The organism is Streptomyces sp. NPDC015139, assembly GCF_043079785.1.
GTDB classification, from domain to species: domain Bacteria; phylum Actinomycetota; class Actinomycetes; order Streptomycetales; family Streptomycetaceae; genus Streptomyces; species Streptomyces albidocamelliae.
Genome location: NZ_JBIBUW010000007.1, coordinates 65,835 through 84,035, shown reverse-complemented (window position 1 = coordinate 84,035; position 18,201 = coordinate 65,835). Strand labels below are relative to the sequence as shown.

17 protein-coding genes are annotated in these 18,201 nt (G+C 75.1%); 9 read left to right on the top strand and 8 right to left on the bottom strand.

Annotated elements, in window-relative coordinates:
• Positions 1-106 precede the first annotated feature (106 nt).
• Positions 107-643 (top strand): HNH endonuclease, encoded by a 537-nt coding sequence (locus tag ACF08B_RS20360; RefSeq protein ID WP_033526416.1) that lies wholly within the window; start codon positions 107-109, stop codon positions 641-643.
• A gap of 66 nt (positions 644-709) precedes the next feature.
• Here ACF08B_RS20360 and ACF08B_RS20355 read toward each other — a convergent pair whose 3' ends face one another.
• The 5 genes from ACF08B_RS20355 to ACF08B_RS20335 form a co-directional block, all read right to left on the bottom strand.
• Positions 710-1,327, bottom strand: a complete 618-nt coding sequence (locus tag ACF08B_RS20355; protein WP_392318628.1) for a hypothetical protein — start codon at positions 1,325-1,327, stop codon at positions 710-712.
• Complete coding sequence (locus ACF08B_RS20350) at positions 1,324-2,652, bottom strand: hypothetical protein (RefSeq protein ID WP_392318627.1); 1,329 nt, start codon at positions 2,650-2,652, stop codon at positions 1,324-1,326. The genes ACF08B_RS20355 and ACF08B_RS20350 overlap by 4 nt, the downstream gene beginning before the upstream one ends.
• Positions 2,652-3,428 carry an ABC transporter ATP-binding protein gene (locus ACF08B_RS20345; RefSeq protein ID WP_392318626.1) on the bottom strand — a complete coding sequence of 259 codons (777 nt, stop codon included), beginning with the start codon at positions 3,426-3,428 and terminating at the stop codon, positions 2,652-2,654. The genes ACF08B_RS20350 and ACF08B_RS20345 overlap by 1 nt, the downstream gene beginning before the upstream one ends.
• Positions 3,429-3,498: 70 nt before the next feature.
• Positions 3,499-4,395 (bottom strand): zf-HC2 domain-containing protein, encoded by an 897-nt coding sequence (locus ACF08B_RS20340; protein WP_392318625.1) that lies wholly within the window; start codon positions 4,393-4,395, stop codon positions 3,499-3,501.
• Positions 4,392-4,994 carry an RNA polymerase sigma factor gene (locus tag ACF08B_RS20335; RefSeq protein WP_093477615.1) on the bottom strand — a complete coding sequence of 201 codons (603 nt, stop codon included), beginning with the start codon at positions 4,992-4,994 and terminating at the stop codon, positions 4,392-4,394. The genes ACF08B_RS20340 and ACF08B_RS20335 overlap by 4 nt, the downstream gene beginning before the upstream one ends.
• A gap of 160 nt (positions 4,995-5,154) precedes the next feature.
• Here ACF08B_RS20335 and ACF08B_RS20330 point away from each other — a divergent pair, with 160 nt between their 5' ends.
• The 3 genes from ACF08B_RS20330 to ACF08B_RS20320 all read left to right on the top strand — a co-directional run bounded on the left by ACF08B_RS20330 (position 5,155) and on the right by ACF08B_RS20320 (position 8,059).
• A complete protein-coding gene (locus ACF08B_RS20330) occupies positions 5,155-5,391 on the top strand; it encodes a hypothetical protein (RefSeq protein WP_392318624.1) in 237 nt (78 codons plus the stop codon).
• On the top strand, positions 5,392-7,542 hold the full coding sequence (gene malQ, locus ACF08B_RS20325) for a 4-alpha-glucanotransferase (RefSeq protein WP_392318623.1): 2,151 nt from the start codon (positions 5,392-5,394) through the stop codon (positions 7,540-7,542).
• 253 nt (positions 7,543-7,795) lie between these two features.
• Positions 7,796-8,059 (top strand): hypothetical protein, encoded by a 264-nt coding sequence (locus ACF08B_RS20320; protein ID WP_392318622.1) that lies wholly within the window; start codon positions 7,796-7,798, stop codon positions 8,057-8,059.
• A gap of 125 nt (positions 8,060-8,184) precedes the next feature.
• On the opposite strand, the gene ACF08B_RS20315 is transcribed toward ACF08B_RS20320, so the two are convergent.
• Entirely contained in the window at positions 8,185-8,832 is a 648-nt protein-coding gene (locus ACF08B_RS20315) for a TetR family transcriptional regulator (RefSeq protein ID WP_392318621.1), read from the bottom strand.
• A 128-nt stretch (positions 8,833-8,960) separates the two neighbouring features.
• On the opposite strand from ACF08B_RS20315, the gene ACF08B_RS20310 reads away from it, so the two are divergent.
• The 3 genes from ACF08B_RS20310 (at position 8,961) to ACF08B_RS20300 (ending at position 12,508) form a co-directional block, all read left to right on the top strand.
• Positions 8,961-10,472, top strand: coding sequence for an FAD-dependent monooxygenase (locus ACF08B_RS20310; RefSeq protein ID WP_392318620.1), 1,512 nt, complete (start codon positions 8,961-8,963; stop codon positions 10,470-10,472).
• 88 nt (positions 10,473-10,560) lie between these two features.
• Positions 10,561-11,589, top strand: a complete 1,029-nt coding sequence (locus tag ACF08B_RS20305) for a DMT family transporter (protein ID WP_392318619.1) — start codon at positions 10,561-10,563, stop codon at positions 11,587-11,589.
• A 10-nt stretch (positions 11,590-11,599) separates the two neighbouring features.
• On the top strand, positions 11,600-12,508 hold the full coding sequence (locus ACF08B_RS20300) for a LysR family transcriptional regulator (RefSeq protein ID WP_392318618.1): 909 nt from the start codon (positions 11,600-11,602) through the stop codon (positions 12,506-12,508).
• Between the two features lie 80 nt (positions 12,509-12,588).
• Here ACF08B_RS20300 and pepN read toward each other — a convergent pair whose 3' ends face one another.
• A complete protein-coding gene (gene pepN / locus ACF08B_RS20295) occupies positions 12,589-15,165 on the bottom strand; it encodes an aminopeptidase N (protein WP_392318617.1) in 2,577 nt (858 codons plus the stop codon).
• Positions 15,166-15,346: 181 nt separating this feature from the next.
• Positions 15,347-16,369: an aspartate-semialdehyde dehydrogenase gene (locus ACF08B_RS20290; protein ID WP_392318616.1), complete on the bottom strand. Its 1,023-nt coding sequence runs from the start codon at positions 16,367-16,369 to the stop codon at positions 15,347-15,349.
• Positions 16,370-16,708: 339 nt separating this feature from the next.
• Between ACF08B_RS20290 and ACF08B_RS20285 the strand changes: the two genes are divergently transcribed.
• Both ACF08B_RS20285 and ACF08B_RS20280 read left to right on the top strand, forming a co-directional pair.
• The gene (locus ACF08B_RS20285; protein WP_093477622.1) at positions 16,709-17,254 is read left to right on the top strand and encodes a sigma-70 family RNA polymerase sigma factor; all 546 of its coding nucleotides are present in this window, start codon (positions 16,709-16,711) and stop codon (positions 17,252-17,254) included.
• A 1-nt stretch (position 17,255) separates the two neighbouring features.
• A complete protein-coding gene (locus tag ACF08B_RS20280; RefSeq protein ID WP_392318615.1) occupies positions 17,256-18,155 on the top strand; it encodes a hypothetical protein in 900 nt (299 codons plus the stop codon).
• Positions 18,156-18,201: the final 46 nt, after the last annotated feature.

Below are 18,201 nucleotides of genomic sequence, written 5' to 3'. Positions count from 1 at the left end.
CAGCCCGTTACCGGGACATGGTGGCGCTTCCACCAGGCATGAGGGGAGACTGACTGCAGATCGTCCCGGCGCGAGCCACGCGCCGCCGACGCCCAAGGAGGCACCCGTGCCGCATGTCCTGGTCCTCAACGCGTCGTACGAGCCGCTCGGCGTCGTACCGCTCCGCCGCGCGCTCGTCCTCGTCCTGGAGAACAAGGCCGTCTCCCTCGAGGAATCCGGCGCCTATCTGCACAGCGCAACCGTCACAGTCCCCGCACCCAGCGTGGTCCGGCTCAAGCGATTCGTGCGGGTCCCCTACCGCGGGCCCGTTCCTCTCACCCGGCGGGCGCTGTTCGCGCGCGACGGGGGCCGGTGCATGTACTGCGGTGGCGTCGCAACCAGCGTCGACCACGTCATCCCGCGCAGCCGCGGGGGCAAGCACGTCTGGGACAACGTGGTGGCTTCCTGCCGCCGCTGCAACCACGTGAAGGCCGACCGTCACCTCGTGGAGATCGGCTGGCGGCTGCGGCACAAACCGGCGCCGCCCACCGGTCTGGCCTGGCGCATCATCGGCACAGGTCACAGGGATCCGCGCTGGCTGCCCTACTTGCAGCCGTACGGCGCGGACGACGCTCTGGCCCGGATCGACGGCATCTCCGCCTAGTCGCTCCGGGCCCGTTGTATGTGGGCGGGCAGCCCCTCCTCGCGGCCGGCTGCCCCGCCCACCGTCTCAGGTGCGCTGCCGCTCGGGGCGCGCACCCCGGACCGCGTACCAGGCGGTGCCCAGCGCGAACGCGGCCAGGGCCGTCGCCCATGCTCCCCGCTCCGCCCCCGGCTGCATCGGCCACGCCCACACCGTCGCCCCCCAGCCCCGGACGCGGTGGAAGCCCAGGTACAGGGCGGAGACGTAGGCGAAGGCCGGCAGCCAGCTCAGCCGGGCGCCGAGCAGGACGGCGGCGGCCGCCGTGACGCCCGTGCAGCCCAGCGTGTTGCGGATCACCGCGCCCGGCCCGATCGTCTCCGGGTGCCCGAGGACGGCCAGGGGCAGCAGCGCCGCCGCGACCGCGGTCAGCGCCGCGAGCTGGGCCATGCGCCGCGGCCACCACGGTCGTACGGCCGTGCCGTCCAGCTCGGCCGAGGCCGAGTACAGACTCGCCCCGATCACCGCCGACGCCAGCAGTGGGGCCGACGTCACGATCGCCACCCGGTGGTAGGGGTCCGGGGAGCCGTCCAGCCGCCCGGCGGCCCACACCGCGAAGGCGGTCGTCGCGGCGAGGGCGGCCAGCGCGAGGGGCAGCGAACGGGAGCGGGCGTACAGGAGGGGACCGTGCGGCGGGGGAGCGTTCACAGGGCCGGCACCCCCTCGGCGTCGCAGCGGCCCGCCGTCGCGAAGTACGCCGACAGCCATGCCCTGCGCTCCTTCCCGCTCATCGCCGCGAGGCGCGCCCGCGCGGCCTCCTTCCTGCGCTGTTCGGCACGCTGGGCCTTGGTGCCGTGCCGGTACAGGTCGTCGAAGTGCGACTCGGCGGGGCTGGGCGCCAGGTAGTGCTCGACCAGCTCGTCCAGTTCCAGCACCCGCGGGTCGTCGCACTCCTCGTGCCCGTCCAGCGCGGCGGCCGCCTCCCAGGCGTACTGCCGCGGATCCGTCAGCCGCCCCCGTACGACCGACCACCCCATCGGCGTCACCATCGGCAGGTGCGCCCGGTCGTCGGGCCCGCCCGGCAGGTCGTCCCAGCGCGCCGGCAGGTTCTCCACCCCCGCCAGCTTGTCCGTGATTCCCGACAGGGCCTCCTTGACCTGCGGCAACAGACCCGCGTACCGGGCGTTGACGCAGATCGCCGGCGTGGTCGAGGTGTCACAGACCTGGCGGCGCGTCAGCGGATCGTGCCGCCACAGGCCGTCGCCGGTCTGCACGAGCAGCACGCCCGCGGCCACGGCGGCGGCCAGCGGCAGCAGGGCCGTCGCCCGGCGCCGGGCGGCGTACGCCAGCACGGCGGCGAGGGCCAGGCCGCCCGTCCAGGCGGCCATCGCCGCCGGCTGCCACCACACGGGCAGCTGGGCGTCGCCGACGACACGGGCGGGACTCAGTTCATGGCTCGCGTCCGAGGGGCCCCGCAGGAGCAGCGCGAGCCCCACGTACCCGGCGAGGGCCAGCAGCGGTGCCGCCAGCCGCGTCGGCACGACCCGGCCGAGCACCTGGCCCGCCAGCGAGGCCGACGCCATGGCCACCGTGTCCCCGGGCAGCAGCCCGAGCCGCGGCCCGCCGCCGAGCGCGTACGGCCAACACGCGAGCAGCGCCAGAGCCGCACCGGCCAGGTAGCCGGCCGCGACCCAGGCCGCCGTCGGGAGCGCCGAGGCCAGGAACCCGGTCAGCGGCGGCCGTACGGCCGTGGCCCACAGCTCCTCGGTACGGCGCCGCCGCTCACGCCCGCCCTGCCAGCATCCCGCGGCGGCGGCCAGCGGCACCAGGATCAGCAGCGCGGTGTGCAGGAGTGCGGCGGTCGCCCCCCAGTCGCCCTGCCACCGGTCCGCCTTGCCGCCCAGCATCACGCCGGACGTCAGCAGGACCGCGGCCCCCGCGAAGGGCGCGAAGCCGCGTACGGCCTCCGCCCGGACGGGATGCGGTGCGCGCCGCCGTGCCGCCGGCGCGCTCCTTTCGGTGACCGCGGTCATCACACCGCCTCCCGCGCGCCCGTGCCCGCCGCGCGGTGGGCCCGCAGTGCGGCGCTGTACCCACGCTCGATCGGATGGTCGCCGGGGCCGCCGGAGGTCTCGCCGAGCGCGGAGAGCGCCTCGGGCGTGCCCCGGTAGGCGACCCGCCCGGCGTCGAGGAGGGTGACCTCGGTGCAGGCGGCGGCCACGTCCTCCACCAGGTGCGTCGCGACCACGACCGTCGCCGTGACACCCAGCTCCCGCAGCAGCGCGCGGAACTCCACCCGCTGCTCCGGATCCAGTCCGGCCGTCGGCTCGTCCAGCAGCAGGACGGCCGGGTCGTTGACGACGGCCTGCGCGATGCCGACCCGGCGGACCATGCCGCCGGACAGCGTCCGCACCTTCGCGTCGATGCGGTCCGTGAGGCCCACCCGGGCCACGGCCCGCTCCACGGCGTCCGGCACCCGCTCGGCGGGCATCTCCTTCAGCCAGGCCATGTACGCCACGAACTCCCGCACGGTGAAGCCCGGGTAGTGGCCGAACTCCTGCGGCAGATAGCCGAGCCGGCGCCGGACCTCCGTCCGGCCGCGGTGCCCGGCGGTGTCCTCGCCGAGGATCTCCACCCGCCCGGCGTCCGGCCGGGCGACGGTGGCCAGCACCCGGATCAGCGAGGTCTTCCCGGCCCCGTTCGGCCCGAGCAGCCCGTGCACACCGGGGCCGAGGCCGAGGTCGAGGGAGTCGAGGGCGAGCGTTCTGCGGTGCCGGACCCGCAGGCCGGACACACGTATCGAAGTCAAGGTCTCTCCAGGCGGATCAAGGAAAGCGATGAAGGGCGGAGGTCGGCGGGGGCGGGTGTGCCGCCTGCCGTCACCGGCCGAGCGGGCGGTCGTACACCGGGCGGCGGGCCGTCACCAGGACGGCGCTCAGCACGGCCGCCGACGCCCACGCGCTCTGCGCGCCGACGCCGTCGAAGCAGCGGGAGAGCTGCTCGGCCAGCCGCGCGCCGGCCGCGCCGCCGGGTGCGGCGGGCACCGGGCCGAGGACGGCCAGCAGCCAGCCGCCGCCCGTCAGCAGGGCAGCCGTCCGGCACCCCACGAAGGAGGCCAGGGCCAGCGAGCCGAGCGCCAGCGCCAGCCCCGGCAGCAGCCAGGCCGCGGCGGCCGGGGCGCCGGACGCGGGCAGCAGCAGACCGGTGAGGGTCAGCAGCGGCAGGCTCACCGCGAGGACGGCGACCGTCCGGGTGAGCGCGAGCCGCAGCCCGCCGCCCGGCGTGGCCGCGGTGACCTCGTGCAGCGGGTCGGCGTGCGGACCGTAGGACAGGGCGACCCCGGCGACCGGCACGACGGGGGCGACGGCCAGCAGCAGTGCCCGCGCCCCGGGGTATCCGGTGCCGTACGCCAGGGCCAGCGCGCCGGCGGCCACCACGAGCACCGCGGGCAGCCACGCCCCGCGCACCGCGGGCCCCGCGGCCCACAGCAGCCTCGCGAACCGGTGGGGCACGCGCGGCCTCCGCGGGCTGCTGCGCCGCACGGCGGGCGCCGCCTGCGCCGGGGGCATCGAGGCCAGGACCGCGTCCCGCACCTGTGCGAGGACCGTCCCGGCGGCCGTGCCGCGCACCGCCTCCGACACCGTGGCCGCGCAGCCCCCGCAGCCCTCCACGTGCTTCTCCAGGGACCACGCGTCCGGCTCCGGCAGCACGCCCTCGGCGTAGCGGGCGGCGAGGTCGTCGGACACGTGCCAGATGCGCGCGTTGCCGTTCGTCATGCCGTGCCTCCCAGCGGGGACGGGTGCAGCAGGTCCAGGGCCGCCCGCAGCTCGGCGCGGGCCCGCCGGGCGCGGGACTTGACCGTGCCCTCGGGTATGCCGAGCAGCCGGGCCGCCTCCCGCGTGGTCAGCCCGTCCACGACGGTCGCGCGCAGCACCTCGCGCAGCTCGGGCGAGATCCGGTCGAGGGCGGCGCCGACATCGCCGTACTCCAGCCCCGCCAGCACCCGGTCCTCCGCGGACGGCGCGGCGGCGGGCTCGTACCGCCCGGCGGAACCGGGCTCCAGCGGAGGCCCGGCGAACCGCGCGACCCGTTCCTGCGCGCGCCGGGCGTCGACCAGGCGGCGCGCGGCGATCGTCCACAGCCAGCCGCCGGCGTCCTCCCCGCGGTGCCCGGCCGCCGACCGCCACACCGTGACGAACGTGTCCTGCACCACCTCGCGCACGACCTCCGGGTCGGCGCACCGCCGGGTCAGCCGCGCGTGCAGCCAGCCCGCGTGCCGGTCGTACAGGGTGGCCATCGCGGCCGCGTCCCCCGCGGCGACGGCCCGCAACAGCGCCGCGTCCGCGCCGTCGTCCTTCTCCCGCTGGCCCCCCATGGGGCGGAACAGTCTCACACCTCCTCTATCGATCACCGGCCCGGCAACGGATCACCGCCACCCCATCAGGTGCTCCGGCAACGGCCACGCGTGCCGACGCCGTCATTGGGTAGGCCTGCCGTAAACCGTCAAAAGCCGCACCATCGAAAAGGAGGCCCCAGTGGCCGCACCCACGATCCCGGCCCAGTTCAAACCCGTGGCGGAGCAGTCCGCCGACACCGACACGGTCCGCCTGTGCGTCTTCAGCGCGGAGAGCGCCTGCACCCAGGCCCCCCTCACCAGCGAACCGCCGCTGCCCGACGCCGAGCCCCTGACCAGTGAGCCCCCGCTCGCCGAGACCGCCCCGCTGACCAGCGAGTCCGACCCGGTCCCGGACTGCTACGCCCCGGGGCTGTAGATGGCCGCGGGGCACGACGACGCGGAGCTGCCCGGGCCGGCCGGAACCGTCGCGGCCGGACCCGGCGACACGGGCGCGGCGTCCGCGCCCGCCGGTGAGGACCTCACCCGGCTCGCCGGGCTGCACGGGGTCGCCACCTCCTACAGTCCCGCGCCGGACCGCACCGTCGCGGTACCCGCCTCCGCCGTGGCCGCCGCCCTGACCGCCCTCGGCGTCGACGCGGGCACCCCGGACGCCGTCCGCGCCGCGCTCGCCGAGCGGGAACGCGAACTGCGCGAACGCCTGCTGCCGCCGACGGTGGTGCAGTGGGCCGGCGCCGAGCCGCCCGCCGCCCTCGCCGCACTGCCCCCCGGAACCCGGCTGGACGTGCTGACCGAGGACGGGCAGGAGCGCTCAGGGACCGCCGGCCTCCCGCTCGGCGTCCACCGGCTCACCGCCCTCGCGCCCGACGGGCGCACCGGCCGGGCCCATCTCGTCGTCGCCCCCGACCGCCTCCCCGCCCCGCCCGGACGCTCCTCGGGCGTTCTCGTCCAGCTGTACTCCCTGCTCTCCCACCGCTCCTGGGGCATGGGCGACCTCGGTGACCTCGCCGAGCTCGCGAGCTGGGCGGGGCGCACCGCCGGAGCCGGGTTCGTGCAGGTCAACCCCCTGCACGCGGCCGTGCCCGGTGCTCCCACCGACCCCTCCCCGTACCGGCCCTCCTCCCGCCGTTTCCCCGACCCCGTGCACCTGCGGATCGAGGAGATCCCCGAGTTCGGCTACGTCGAGGACCGCGCGCGCCTGGCCGCCCTGCTGGAGCGGGCCGGGCGGCTGCGGGAGGACGTACTCGACAAGGGCGCGCTCATCGACCGGGACGCCGTGTGGGAGCTGAAGCGGGAGGCACTGGAACTGGTCCTCGCCGTCCCCCTCGGCCCCGGCCGGCAGGCCGCCTACGACGACTTCCGCGCCGCTCACGGCCAGGCCCTCGACGACCACGCCACCTGGTGCGCCCTCGCCGAGGTGCACGGCTCCGACTGGCACGGCTGGCCGGACGGGCTGCGCGACCCCCGCTCGCCCGCCACCGCCCGTGCCCGCGCCGAACTCGCCGGCCGGGTGGCCTTCCACGCCCGCCTGGCCTGGCTCACCGACGGCCAGCTGCGGGCGGCCCAGCGTGCCGCCCGCGAGGCCGGCATGCCGGTCGGGATCGTGCACGACCTCGCCGTCGGGGTGCACCCGGTGGGCGCCGACGCCTGGGCGCAGCAGGACGTGTTCGCCGCCGGAATGTCGGTCGGCGCGCCACCGGACGCCTTCAACGCCCGCGGCCAGGACTGGGGCCTGCCGCCCTGGCGTCCCGACCGGCTCGCCGCCTTGGGCCACGCCCCCTACCGCGAACTCCTGCGCGCCCTCTTCCGGTACGCGGGCGCGCTGCGCATCGACCACGTCATGGGCCTGTTCCGGCTCTGGTGGGTGCCGCAGGGCAGCCCGCCCACCGAGGGCACCTACGTGCGTCACGACGCCGACGCCATGCTCGCGACCCTCGCCCTGGAGGCCACCCGCGCCGGGGTCGTGGTCATCGGCGAGGACCTGGGCACCGTCGAACCCGGCGTGCGCGAGGCGCTGCAGCGGCGCGGGGTGCTCGGCACCTCCGTGCTGTGGTTCGAGCGGGACTGGGAGGGCGACGGACACCCGCTGCCGCCCGAGCGGTGGCGCGCCGACTGTCTGGCCACCGCCACCACCCACGACCTGCCGCCCACCGCCGCCCGGCTCACCGGCGACCACGTCGACCTGCGCGACCGCCTGGGACTGCTCACCCGTTCGGCGGTCGAGGAACGCGCCGAGGCCGCGGCGGACACGGCGGAGTGGCTCGCCCTGCTCGGCAGCCTCGGCCTGCTGGACAGCCCGGCGGCCGGACCGCCCGGTTCCGACGAGGAGGAGGAGATCCGCGCGGTCCACCGCTTCCTGCTGCGCACTCCGGCCCGGCTGATCGGGGTCTGGCTGCCGGACGGCGTGGGCGACCGCCGCCCGCAGAACCTGCCGGGCACCTGGGACCAGTATCCCAACTGGCGGCTGCCGATCGCCGACCGGGAGGGCAGGCCGGTGCCGCTGGAGGAGCTGACGGCGTCGCCGCGGCTGCGGGGCCTGCTGGAGGTGCTGCGGCCGTCAGGTCCGTGAGGTCAGTCGGCCGCGCCGGGCGCGCCGGGCGCGTGAGGAGGAGGGACTGCCGTACGGCGGAGGGCGCCGGCGTACGGCAGGGGCCGTCGGCGTGCGGTCGGGGCGCCGGCGTGCGGCGGGGTGTCGGCGTGCGGTCGGCGTGCTGCCGTTGCCCGGGGCTTCCGCCCCGAGGCCGCGGTCCCGCCCGGTGCGGAGGTCCTGCTAGGGCACCCCGGGCGCGCGGCCCCGACGACCGTTCGCTAACTTGAGTTCCGTGGACAAGAAGAACGCCCTGCGCGCCGGCGCCCTGGCCGCCGGTACGACGCTGATGATGCTGCTCATGTCGTCCCCCGCGCTCGCGCTGACCCGCGACGACGGCGACGACCCCGGCCCCGGCCTGAGCGTCATCCAGACGCTGGGCCTCTACGTGCTCCTCCCGGTCGCGCTGTTCGTGGTCATCGCCGGCCTGGTGATGCTGCTGGACAAGTCGCACGGCAAGAAGGACGACACCACGTCCAACGTCCGGGCCAAGGCCTGACGACTGCTTCTCCCACCGGGGCGCCCGTCCCACCCGCGGTACGCGCACACGCCGTACCGGGGTGAGACCGGCGCCCTCGGTGTTTTCGGCCGGGGGACCGCCCGGGGGACCGGTCAGGGGTTCGGCTAGGGGTTCGGTGCCGTCAGGTAGCGCTGGACCGTCGGCCCGAGCCAGGCCACCAGTTCCTCCCGGGTGAGCGCGCGGGCCGGCGGCAGCCTCAGCACGTAGCGGGTCAGCGCGAGACCCAGCAGCTGTGCGGCACAGAGCGCGGCCCGGGCCGGCACCTGCTCGGGATCGGGGCAGGCCTGCCGGGCCACCGGCAGCAGCTGCTCCCGGAAGATGCCCTGCATCCGCTCGGCGCCGGCCTCGTTGGTGGCACCCACCCGGAGGACGGCCGTCAGCTCCTCGTTCTCCTCCCACAGGTTCAGGAAGTGGCCCACCAGCGTCCGCCCGATGTCCTCGCGCGGTACCTGTGCCAGGTCGGGCAGCCGCAGATCCAGCGCGACGGCCGCCGCGAACAGGCCCTCCTTGCTGCCGAAGTAGCGCATCACCATCGACGGGTCGATGCGCGCGTCCCTGGCGACGGCCCGGATGGTGGCCCGCTCGTACCCGTCGGCGGCGAAGCGCTCCCGGGCCGCGGCGAGGATGGCCGACCGGGTGGCGCCGGAACGGCGCGCCTGCCCGGTGACGCGGTCGCCGGACTCCTTCCCCGCCTGCTTCGTCCGCGCGCCGGACTGCTCCCCGGCCTGGTTCGTCTCCGTGCTGCCCATCATGCCCACGAGCGTAGGCCAACACGCGTGGGCCAACAAGTGTTGACCAGACGTCGCCGCCGTCCTACGCTTGCCAACAAGCGTTGACCAACAGTTGTTGACCTACAGGCGTCGGCACCCCGGAGGCCATCATGAGCGGCACCACCGAACCCACCGGCACCCACCGCACCGACACCGCCCCGGCGCCCCGCGTCGTGATCGTCGGCTGCGGCCCCACCGGGCTCCTGCTCGCGGGCGACCTCGCCGCCGCCGGCGTCCCCGTCACCGTCCTGGAGAAGCGCCCCCACCGGATCAGCAACCTCTCCCGCGCGTTCGTCCTGCACGCCCGCACCCTCGAACAGCTCGACGCCCGCGGCCTCGCCGACGACCTGGAGGCCGTCGGGCAGCCCCTCGACCGGCTCGGTCTCTTCGGCCGGCTGACCATGGACCTCTCCGCCCTCCCCTCCCGCTACCGCCACCTCCTCGTCCTCCCGCAGTACGAGGTGGAGAAGGCGCTGGAGCGGCGCGCGGTCGAGGCGGGCGCCGACTTCCGCTACGAGACCGAGCTGACCGGGCTCACCCAGGACGCGGCCGGCGTGACGGTCGAGGCCCGGGGACCGGAGGGGCGCACGGAGACGGTCCGGGCCGCGTACGTCGTCGGCGCCGACGGGATGCGCAGTGCGGTGCGGCAGGCGATCGGGCTGCCCTTCCCGGGCCGGTCGGTGATCCGGTCCGTCGTGCTCGCCGACGTCCGGCTCGCCGAGAAGCCCCCGACCCTGCTCACCGTCGACGCCGTCGGCGACGCCTTCGCCTTCCTCGCGCCGTTCGGCGACGGCTACTACCGGGTGATCGGCTGGCACCGCGGCCGTGACGTCGCCGACCACGAGCCCCTGGAACTGGCGGAGGTCAAGGAGATCACGCGGCTCGCGCTCGGCCGGGACTTCGGGATGCACGACGCCCGCTGGATGTCCCGCTTCCACAGCGACGAGCGGCAGGCGCCGGCCTACCGGGTCGGCCGGGTCTTCCTCGCCGGCGACGCCGCGCACGTGCACACCCCGGCCGGCGGGCAGGGGATGAACACCGGCCTCCAGGACGCGGCGAACCTGAGCTGGAAGCTCGCCGCCGTGGTGGGCGGCCACGCGGACCCCGCCCTGCTGGCCACCTACCAGGACGAACGGCACCCGGTCGGCCGGGCGGTGCTGCGCAGCAGCGGGGGGATCGTGCGCCTCGCCATGGCCAAGCGCCCCTGGACGCTGGCGGCCCGCGCCGCGCTCACCGCTTTCCTCGACGCGTGCGGCCCGGCCCGCCGCAAGGTCGCCGGCCAGGTCACCGGCATCGGCTACCGCTATCCCGCACCGCGCGGCGCCCACGCCCTCACCGGCGCCCGCGTCGCGGACGTCACGCTGTCCGGCGGCGGCCGCCTGTACGAGGCGCTGCGCGGCGGACGGTTCGTGCTGATCACGCCGGAGCCGTACGAGGCGGGATCCGGCCGCGCGGACCGGCTGGCCGTGGTCCGCCGGGCGGGCGGCCGCCGCACCACCGTGCTGGTGCGGCCCGACGGCTACGCGGCCTGGGCCGCCGACGCGCCGACACCGGCGGAGATCGAGACGGCCGTCACCCGCCACCTCGGCCCGACGACCCCCGCGACCGTTCGGTTCAGCTGAAGAGAACGGTCGAAAAGTTTCGATGGACCTGACAGGTCGGGCGCTGGGACGGTGAGGAAGCACCCACTCCCGCACGGAAAGGACCCCCGTGGCCGCCGTCCTGCACCGGACCACCGCCTCGCCCCGCCCCACCCTCCCGCCCCGCCCCACCCTCCCGCCCCGCCTCCCGTCCCGCCTTCCGTCCCGCCGGGCCGCCGGCCCGCTCCCCGGACTCGCCTGCGCCGCCCTCGCCACGGTCGTCTGGTCCGGCAGCTTCGTCACCTCCCGGGGTCTGCACGACAGCGTCCCGCCCGTCCAGCAGGCCTTCTGGCGCTGGGTCGTCGCACTGATCGCCGTCGCTCCCTTCGGCGCCCGGCAGGCATGGCGGGCGCGGGCCCGGATCCGGCGGCACGGCCGCTACGTCCTGTGCGCCTCGCTGCTCGGCGTGGCCGTCTACAACACCCTCGTGAACCAGGCCGGTCTGACCACCCCGGCCGCCACCATGGGCATGATCATGGCCGCCTCCCCTGTGCTCATGGCGGTGTGCGAACGGCTGGCCGGCGTCCGGCTCGGCGGGCGGCGCACCGCAGGACTGATCGTCGCCTGCGCGGGCGTGACGCTGCTCGTCGGCGGCGACGCGGACCTCTCGGCCGGTGCTCTGTGGATGATCGGCGCCGCCTGCTGCTTCGCCGGCTACAGCGCGCTGCTGCGCCGCCGGCCCGCGGAACTCGGCGGAGCCGCCTTCCTGTTCACCACCTTCCTGACGGGCACGGTCCTGCTGCTGCCCGCGCAGGCCGTCAGTCTCGCCGTGCAGGGCGGCTTCACCCCGTCCCCCGGGACGGTGCTGCCCCTGCTCTACGTCGGCGTGGCCTCCTCCGCCGTGGCCTTCTTCGCCTGGAACAAGGCCGTCGCCCTGATCGGCGCCACCCGCGCCGGCGTCGTCTACCACCTCCAGCCGGTCTGCGTGGCCCTGCTGTCCTGGGCGGTACTCGGCGAGCGCACCGGATGGCCGCAACTGCTGTGCCTGGCACTGATCCTGGGCGGCGTCGTCCTCGGCGCCGGCACCGGTCGCCGGACTGTGCCGCACGGCGCGGGACCCGGCAGCCCGGCGGCCGGCCGGCGCGGTGACGACGGGTAACGTGCGCGCCATGGCCGAGTGGGACCTGAGGAAGCTGCGGATCCTGCGCACCCTGCGCGAGCGGGGGACCGTGACGGCGACGGCCGAGGCCCTGCACATGACTCCGTCCGCCGTCTCCCAGCAACTCACCAACCTCGCCCGGCAGCTCGGCGTACCCCTGCTGGAGGCGCAGGGCCGCCGGGTGCGGCTCACCGACGCGGCCCGGCTGGTGCTGGCCCACGCCGAGGCGGTGTTCGAGCAGCTGGAGCGGGCGGATGCGGCACTCGCGGCGTACGCGCGGGGAGACGCCGGCGAGGTACGCGTCGGCGCCTTCCCGACGGCGGTGCCCGCCCTGGTCGTACCGGCCGTGCGGGCCCTGCGCGAGTCGCACCCCCGGATCTCGGTACGGGTCAGGGAGGCGGAGGCCGCCGAGGCCTACGAGCTGCTGGCCGCGGGAGAGGTGGACCTCGCCCTGTCCCTCGCGGCCGAGGCGCCGAGCGCGGCGGACCCCCGCTTCACCCGCGTGCCCCTGCTCACCGACCCGCTGGACGTCGCCCTGCCGCCGGGCCATCCGCTCGCCCGCGCCGACGGGCTGCGGCTGCCGGACCTCGCGGCGGAACCCTGGATCTTCGGCGGCAGCGGACCCTGGTCCGACATCACCCGGCGGGCCTGCGAGGCGGCCGGCTTCAGCCCCCACCAGGGTCACTCCGCCTCCGGCTGGACCGCGATCCTCGCCCTGGTGGAGGCGGGGATGGGCGTCGCCCTGGTACCGAGGATGGCGGCCGGCCGCCGTACGGGCGTGGTCCTGCGCGAACTGGGCCCGGACCGGCCCGTACGCCATGTGGTGGGCGCGGTGCGCAGGGGCGCGGAGAGCGGAACCGCGGTGACCCGTGTCCTGCGGGCCCTGCACGACGCGGCCGCCACCCGGGCCGGCGGCTAGCGGGCGCGGCGGCCCGGTGGCGGCCCATGCGAAAGGGCACCCGGTGGGTCACCGGGCGCCCTTTCGTCGTGGTCCGGCGGTTACGCGGCGGCCGCGGCGTCCGCCGCCTGGGCCCGCAGCGCGCGCTCGACGCCCGCACGGGACTCCGAGACGAGGCGGCGCAGGGCCGCGCTCGGCTCGGCCGCGGCCAGCCAGGAGTCCGTCTTCGCCAGGATCTCCTCGGACACCTGCACCGACGGGTACAGACCGATCGCGATCTGCTGGGCGATCTCGTGGGACCGGGAGTCCCACACGCCCTTGAGGATCTCGAAGTACCTGTCCGTGTAGTCCGCCAGCAGCTCGCGCTGGTCGGTCTGCACGAAGCCGCCGATCACGGCCTCCTGCACGGCGTTGGGCAGCTTGTCGGACTCGACGACCGACGCCCACGCCTCCGCCTTGGCCTCGGCGGTGGGCCGGGCCGCGCGGGCGGTGGCCGCGTGCCGCTCACCGGCGGCGGTGCGGTCCCGCTCGTACTCGTTGGCGATCTCGGCCTCGTCGAACCGGCCGACCGCCGCGAGCCGCTGCACGAACGCCCAGCGCAGCTCGGTGTCCACGGCCAGCCCCTCGACGGTCTGCGTGCCGTCCAGCAGGGCCTCCAGCAGGTCCAGCTGCTCCGGGGTGCGCGCGGTCGCCGCGAACGCCCGGGCCCAGGCCAGCTGGTGGTCGCCGGCCGGCTCGGCCGCCCGCAGGTGGGCCAGCGTGGCGTCGGTCCAGCGGGCCAGCAGCGCCTCGCGGGCGGCCGGGTCGGCGTACAGGTCGATCGCCAGCTTGACCTGGCGGTGCAGCGACTGCACGACGCCGATGTCGGACTCCTTGCCGATGCCCGACAGGACGAGGGAGAGGTAGTCGCGGGCGGCCAGCTCGGCGTCCCGCGTCATGTCCCAGGCCGACGCCCAGCACAGCGCGCGCGGCAGGGACGCCTCGAAGTCGCCGAGGTGCTCGGTGACGGTCCTCAGCGACTCCTCGTCCAGGCGGACCTTGGCATAGGACAGGTCGTCGTCGTTGAGCAGGACGACCGCCGGACGGGGCCTGCCGCCCAGCTGCGGTACGGCGGTCAGTTCGCCGTCGACGTCCAGCTCGATCCGCTCGGTGCGCACCAGCTTGCCGCTCGCGGCGTCCAGGTCGTACAGGCCGATTGCGATGCGGTGCGGCCGCAGGGTCGGCTCGCCCTTGGCACCGGCCGGCAGGGCCGGGGCCTCCTGGCGGACGGCGAAGGAGGTGATGACACCGTCGGCGTCGGTGGCGATCTCGGGCCGCAGGATGTTGATGCCGGCGGTCTCCAGCCACTTCTTCGACCAGGTCTTCAGGTCACGCCCCGAGGTCTCCTCCAGGGCGCCCAGCAGGTCCGACAGACGCGTGTTGCCGAAGGCGTGCCGCTTGAAGTAGGCCTGCACGCCCCGGAAGAACTCGTCCTCGCCGACGTACGCGACGAGCTGCTTCAGCACGCTCGCGCCCTTGGCGTAGGTGATGCCGTCGAAGTTGACGAGCACGTCGTCCAGGTCGCGGATGTCCGCCATGATCGGGTGCGTGGACGGCAGCTGGTCCTGCCGGTACGCCCAGGTCTTCATCGAGTTGGCGAACGTGGTCCACGAGTGCGGCCAGCGGGAGCCCGGCGCGGCGGCCTGGCAGGCGATGGAGGTGTAGGTGGCGAACGACTCGTTCAGCCACAGGTCGTTCCACCACTCCATGGTGACCAGGTCGCCGAACCACATGTGGGCCAGCTCGTGCAGGATGGTCTCCGCCCGCACCTCGTACGCCGCGTCGGTCACCTTGGACCGGAAGACGTACTGGTCGCGGATGGTGACGGCGCCCGCGTTCTCCATCGCGCCCGCGTTGAACTCCGGCACGAACAGCTGGTCGTACTTGGCGAACGGGTACGCGTAGTCGAACTTCTCCTGGAACCAGTCGAAGCCCTGCCGGGTGACCTCGAAGATCGCGTCCGAGTCGAGGAACTCGGCGAGCGAGGGCCGGCAGTAGATGCCGAGCGGCACGGACTGCCCGTCCTTCTCGTACACGCTGTGCACCGAGTGGTAGGGGCCGACGATGAGGGCCGTGATGTACGAGGAGATCCGGGGCGTCGGCTCGAAGGCCCAGACGTCGTCCTTGGGCTCCGGCGTGGGCGAGTTCGAAATGACCGTCCAGCCAGTCGGTGCCTTCACCGTGAACTGGAAGGTGGCCTTCAGGTCGGGCTGCTCGAAGGAGGCGAAGACGCGGCGGGCGTCCGGGACCTCGAACTGGGTGTACAGGTAGGCCTGCTCGTCGACCGGGTCGACGAAGCGGTGCAGGCCCTCACCGGTGTTGGTGTAGGCGCAGTCGGCGACGACCCGCAGGACGTTGCGTCCCTTGAGCAGCCCCGGCAGGGCGATCCGCGAGTCGGCGAAGACCTCGGCGGGATCCAGCTGGTCGCCGTTGAGGACCACCTCGTGGACGGTCGGGGCCACCAGGTCGATGAACGACTCCGCGCCGTCCCCGGCGACGTCGAAGCGCACCGTGGTCACGGACCGGTAGGTACCGCCCTCCTGCGCGCCGGAGAGGTCGAGATCGATCTCGTACGAGTCAACGGTCAGCAGCTCGGCCCGCTGCTGTGCCTCTTCGCGAGTCAGGTTTGTGCCAGGCACGCGGTCATCTCCTCGTTATGTGTCGGTTGCGCCATCCTTCCATGCGATCGAGGGGTAAGGCGATGTCCGGTTCCCGCCGGTGGGTGTGGCGGTGGGTGTGGCGGTGCGGGCGGGGCCGGGGAACGGGGAAGGGGCGGTCACGTCGCCGTGACCGCCCCTTCCCGCACACGCCGTGCGCGCCCTACTTCTTCGCGGACAGCTCCGCCGCCACCAGCTCCGCGATCTGCACCGCGTTCAGCGCGGCGCCCTTGCGGAGGTTGTCGTTGGAGATGAACAGCGCGAGGCCGTTGTCCACCGTCTCGTCGCGGCGGATCCGGCCGACGTACGCGGGGTCCTGGCCGGCCGCCTGCAGCGGGGTCGGGATCTCGGAGAGGGCGACGCCGGGGGCCTTCGCGAGCAGCTCGGTCGCGCGCTCGGGGGGGATCGGGCGGGCGAAACGGGCGTTGACCTGGAGGGAGTGGCCGGAGAAGACCGGGACGCGCACGCAGGTGCCGGAGACCTTCAGGTCGGGGATCTCCAGGATCTTGCGGGACTCGTTGCGCAGCTTCTGCTCCTCGTCGGTCTCGTTCAGACCGTCGTCGACGATGCTGCCCGCGAGCGGGAGGACGTTGAAGGCGATGGCGCGCTTGTAGACCTGCGGCTCGGGGAAGTCGACCGCCGCGCCGTCGTGGGTCAGCTTGTCGGCCTCGGCGGCGACCTTCTGCACCTGGCCGTGCAGTTCGGCCACGCCCGCGAGACCGGAACCGGACACCGCCTGGTACGTGGCGACGATCAGCGCCTCCAGGCCGGCCTCCTCGTGCAGCACCTTCAGAACCGGCATGGCGGCCATGGTGGTGCAGTTCGGGTTGGCGATGATGCCCTTGGGGCGGTCGGCGATCGCGTGCGGGTTCACCTCGGAGACGACCAGCGGGACCTCGGGGTCCTTGCGCCAGGCGGAGGAGTTGTCGATCACGACGGCACCCTGCGAGGCCACCTTCTCGGCCAGCGCCCGGGAGGTCGCGCCGCCCGCGGAGAAGATCACGATGTCGAGGCCGGTGTAGTCGGCGGTCGTCGCGTCCTCCACCGTCACGCCGTCCAGCACCGTCCCGGCCGAGCGGGCCGAGGCGAACAGGCGCAGCTCCGTGACCGGGAAGTTCCGCTCCACGAGGATCCTGCGCATGACCGTGCCGACCTGACCGGTGGCTCCGACGATTCCGACCCTCACAGCGTCTCCCTCTTTGTGTCTCTCGCATGACCGGGGCTTTTCCATCATGCGGCCGACCCCGGTCCACCTGTCCAATTCTTTGCGCCGCGTGCCCGAAGAATGGGACACGGGCACCCGGCGGACGGTTCCACAACTCCGTCGGACACCCCGCTGAGCTGGAGAAATTCGCTCATCAAGCCGTCCGCGCCGGAAGCTGTGCTGTGCGGTTCCTGCCCGTCCGGGTTCCGGCCACACGGAGGTGTGACGTACACCTCTGCGGGCGGCGGGGAAATCCCGGGCGCGCCCGAACGTTCCGCCCGGCTGCGGCGTCGTAGGGGCAAACGCGTGAGGGGGTGGCTTGTGCTGCGCGGAGGGGCGCGCCGCGACCAGGGGGCGTACGCCGGTGCGGAACGTGCCGGTGACGATCCGCTGGACGCGGCCCAGGAACGCCGGGTGCGGGCGGTGCTCGCGCTGGGCGGGGTGCCGCAGTCGGACCTGCCGGACGGGGTGCAGCAGGTACGGCTGCGGCTGCTGGAGCGGACGGCGAGCGGCCGCGAGGCACCGCGGGACGTGTCGGCGTGGGCGGCGGTGGTCGCCTCCAACCTCGCCATGGACTGGCACCGGGCCAAGCGGCGCCGGGAACGGCTGGGGGAGCGGCTGGCCGCGCTGCACGAGCCCGCGCACCCCTCCGGCGAGGAGACCAGCCTGCTCTCCCTCGCCGTCGCCCGGGGCCTGGACGAACTGCCCGCCGCGCAGCGGCAGGTGGTCGTCCTGCGCTTCTTCGCCGACCTGCCGGTGCGGGGCATAGCCGAGGAGCTGGGCATCCCCGAGGGCACGGTCAAGAGCAGGCTGCACACGGCGGTCCGCGCGCTGCGCGAGCGGCTGCACGACGACGAGGTGGTGTGACGTGACCGCCGGACACGACAGTGCGCGGGGCGCGGAGAGTGCCGGGGAGTACGGCGGCATGGACGCCCTGATGGCGGCGATCACCGGCGACCCCCTGCCGGCGGACGCCCGACGGGACCCCGCCTTCCTGGCCGAGCACCGGGCGGCCGAGGCCGACGTGTCGCTGCTGAGGGAGCACCTGGACCGGCTGGCCCGGGCGCTGACCGAGGAACCCCTGACCGGGGGGCGCGAGGACCGGTCCCCGGAGTCGCCGGCGCCGACGGAGGGCCCGGCGCCCTCGCCGACCGCGGCCGGACGCCCGGCGGGTGGACGGCCGCGGAGCGTCACGCGTCCCGCAGGGCCGTCCCGGCCCCCGCGTCCGGGCCGTCCGTCCGGCCCCCGCCGTGCGCTGCGCATCGCGCTCGGCACGCTCGCCGGTGCCGCGGCCTGCTCGCTGGTCGTCGGCTTCGGCTGGCTGGTCACGCGGGCGGGCCTCGGCGCGGACGACAGCGGCGGGGACGCGAAGAGCGCCGCCGACGCCGGGGGGAAGGCGGTGACTCCGGAGGCCGCCGGGCGCCCGGCGGATCCGGAGCGCGAGCTGGCCTGCTCCCGGCTGGTGGTCGAGGGCACGGTGGTGAAGGTGCAGCGGCGGCAGGGCTCCTCGTGGAGCCGGGTCACGCTGACCGTGACCCGCTCCTACCGGCCCGCGCACGGCCCGGCCGAGGTCGGTTTCCTGCTCGACGGCACCGCGGAACCGGCGCCCCGCACCGGACAGCACGTGCTCGTGCGGGTCGCCCGCGGCGAGGAGCGCGCGAGTCTGTGGTCGGTGGGTGACGCCCGGGTGGCCGCCGACCGCGCCTGGATCGTCCGGGCCCTGCCCGGTTCCCGGCACACGGCCTGCACCCCGGAAGGCGGGTCGTGAGCCCCTGCGTGGCGGTCGGCCGGACATCCGGCCCCGGTGCGGCCGG

Bases quoted from the DNA above. Each gene is read 5' to 3' on its own strand.
- ACF08B_RS20335 (WP_093477615.1), bottom strand. From the start codon at position 4,994: ATGGGGGGCCAGCGGGAGAAGGACGACGGCGCGGACGCGGCGCTGTTG.
- ACF08B_RS20315 (WP_392318621.1), bottom strand. From the start codon at position 8,832: ATGATGGGCAGCACGGAGACGAACCAGGCCGGGGAGCAGTCCGGCGCG.
- ACF08B_RS20300 (WP_392318618.1), top strand. From the start codon at position 11,600: ATGGCCGAGTGGGACCTGAGGAAGCTGCGGATCCTGCGCACCCTGCGC.
- ACF08B_RS20310 (WP_392318620.1), top strand. From the start codon at position 8,961: ATGAGCGGCACCACCGAACCCACCGGCACCCACCGCACCGACACCGCC.
- ACF08B_RS20340 (WP_392318625.1), bottom strand. From the start codon at position 4,395: ATGACGAACGGCAACGCGCGCATCTGGCACGTGTCCGACGACCTCGCC.
- malQ (WP_392318623.1), top strand. From the start codon at position 5,392: ATGGCCGCGGGGCACGACGACGCGGAGCTGCCCGGGCCGGCCGGAACC.
- ACF08B_RS20350 (WP_392318627.1), bottom strand. From the start codon at position 2,652: ATGACCGCGGTCACCGAAAGGAGCGCGCCGGCGGCACGGCGGCGCGCA.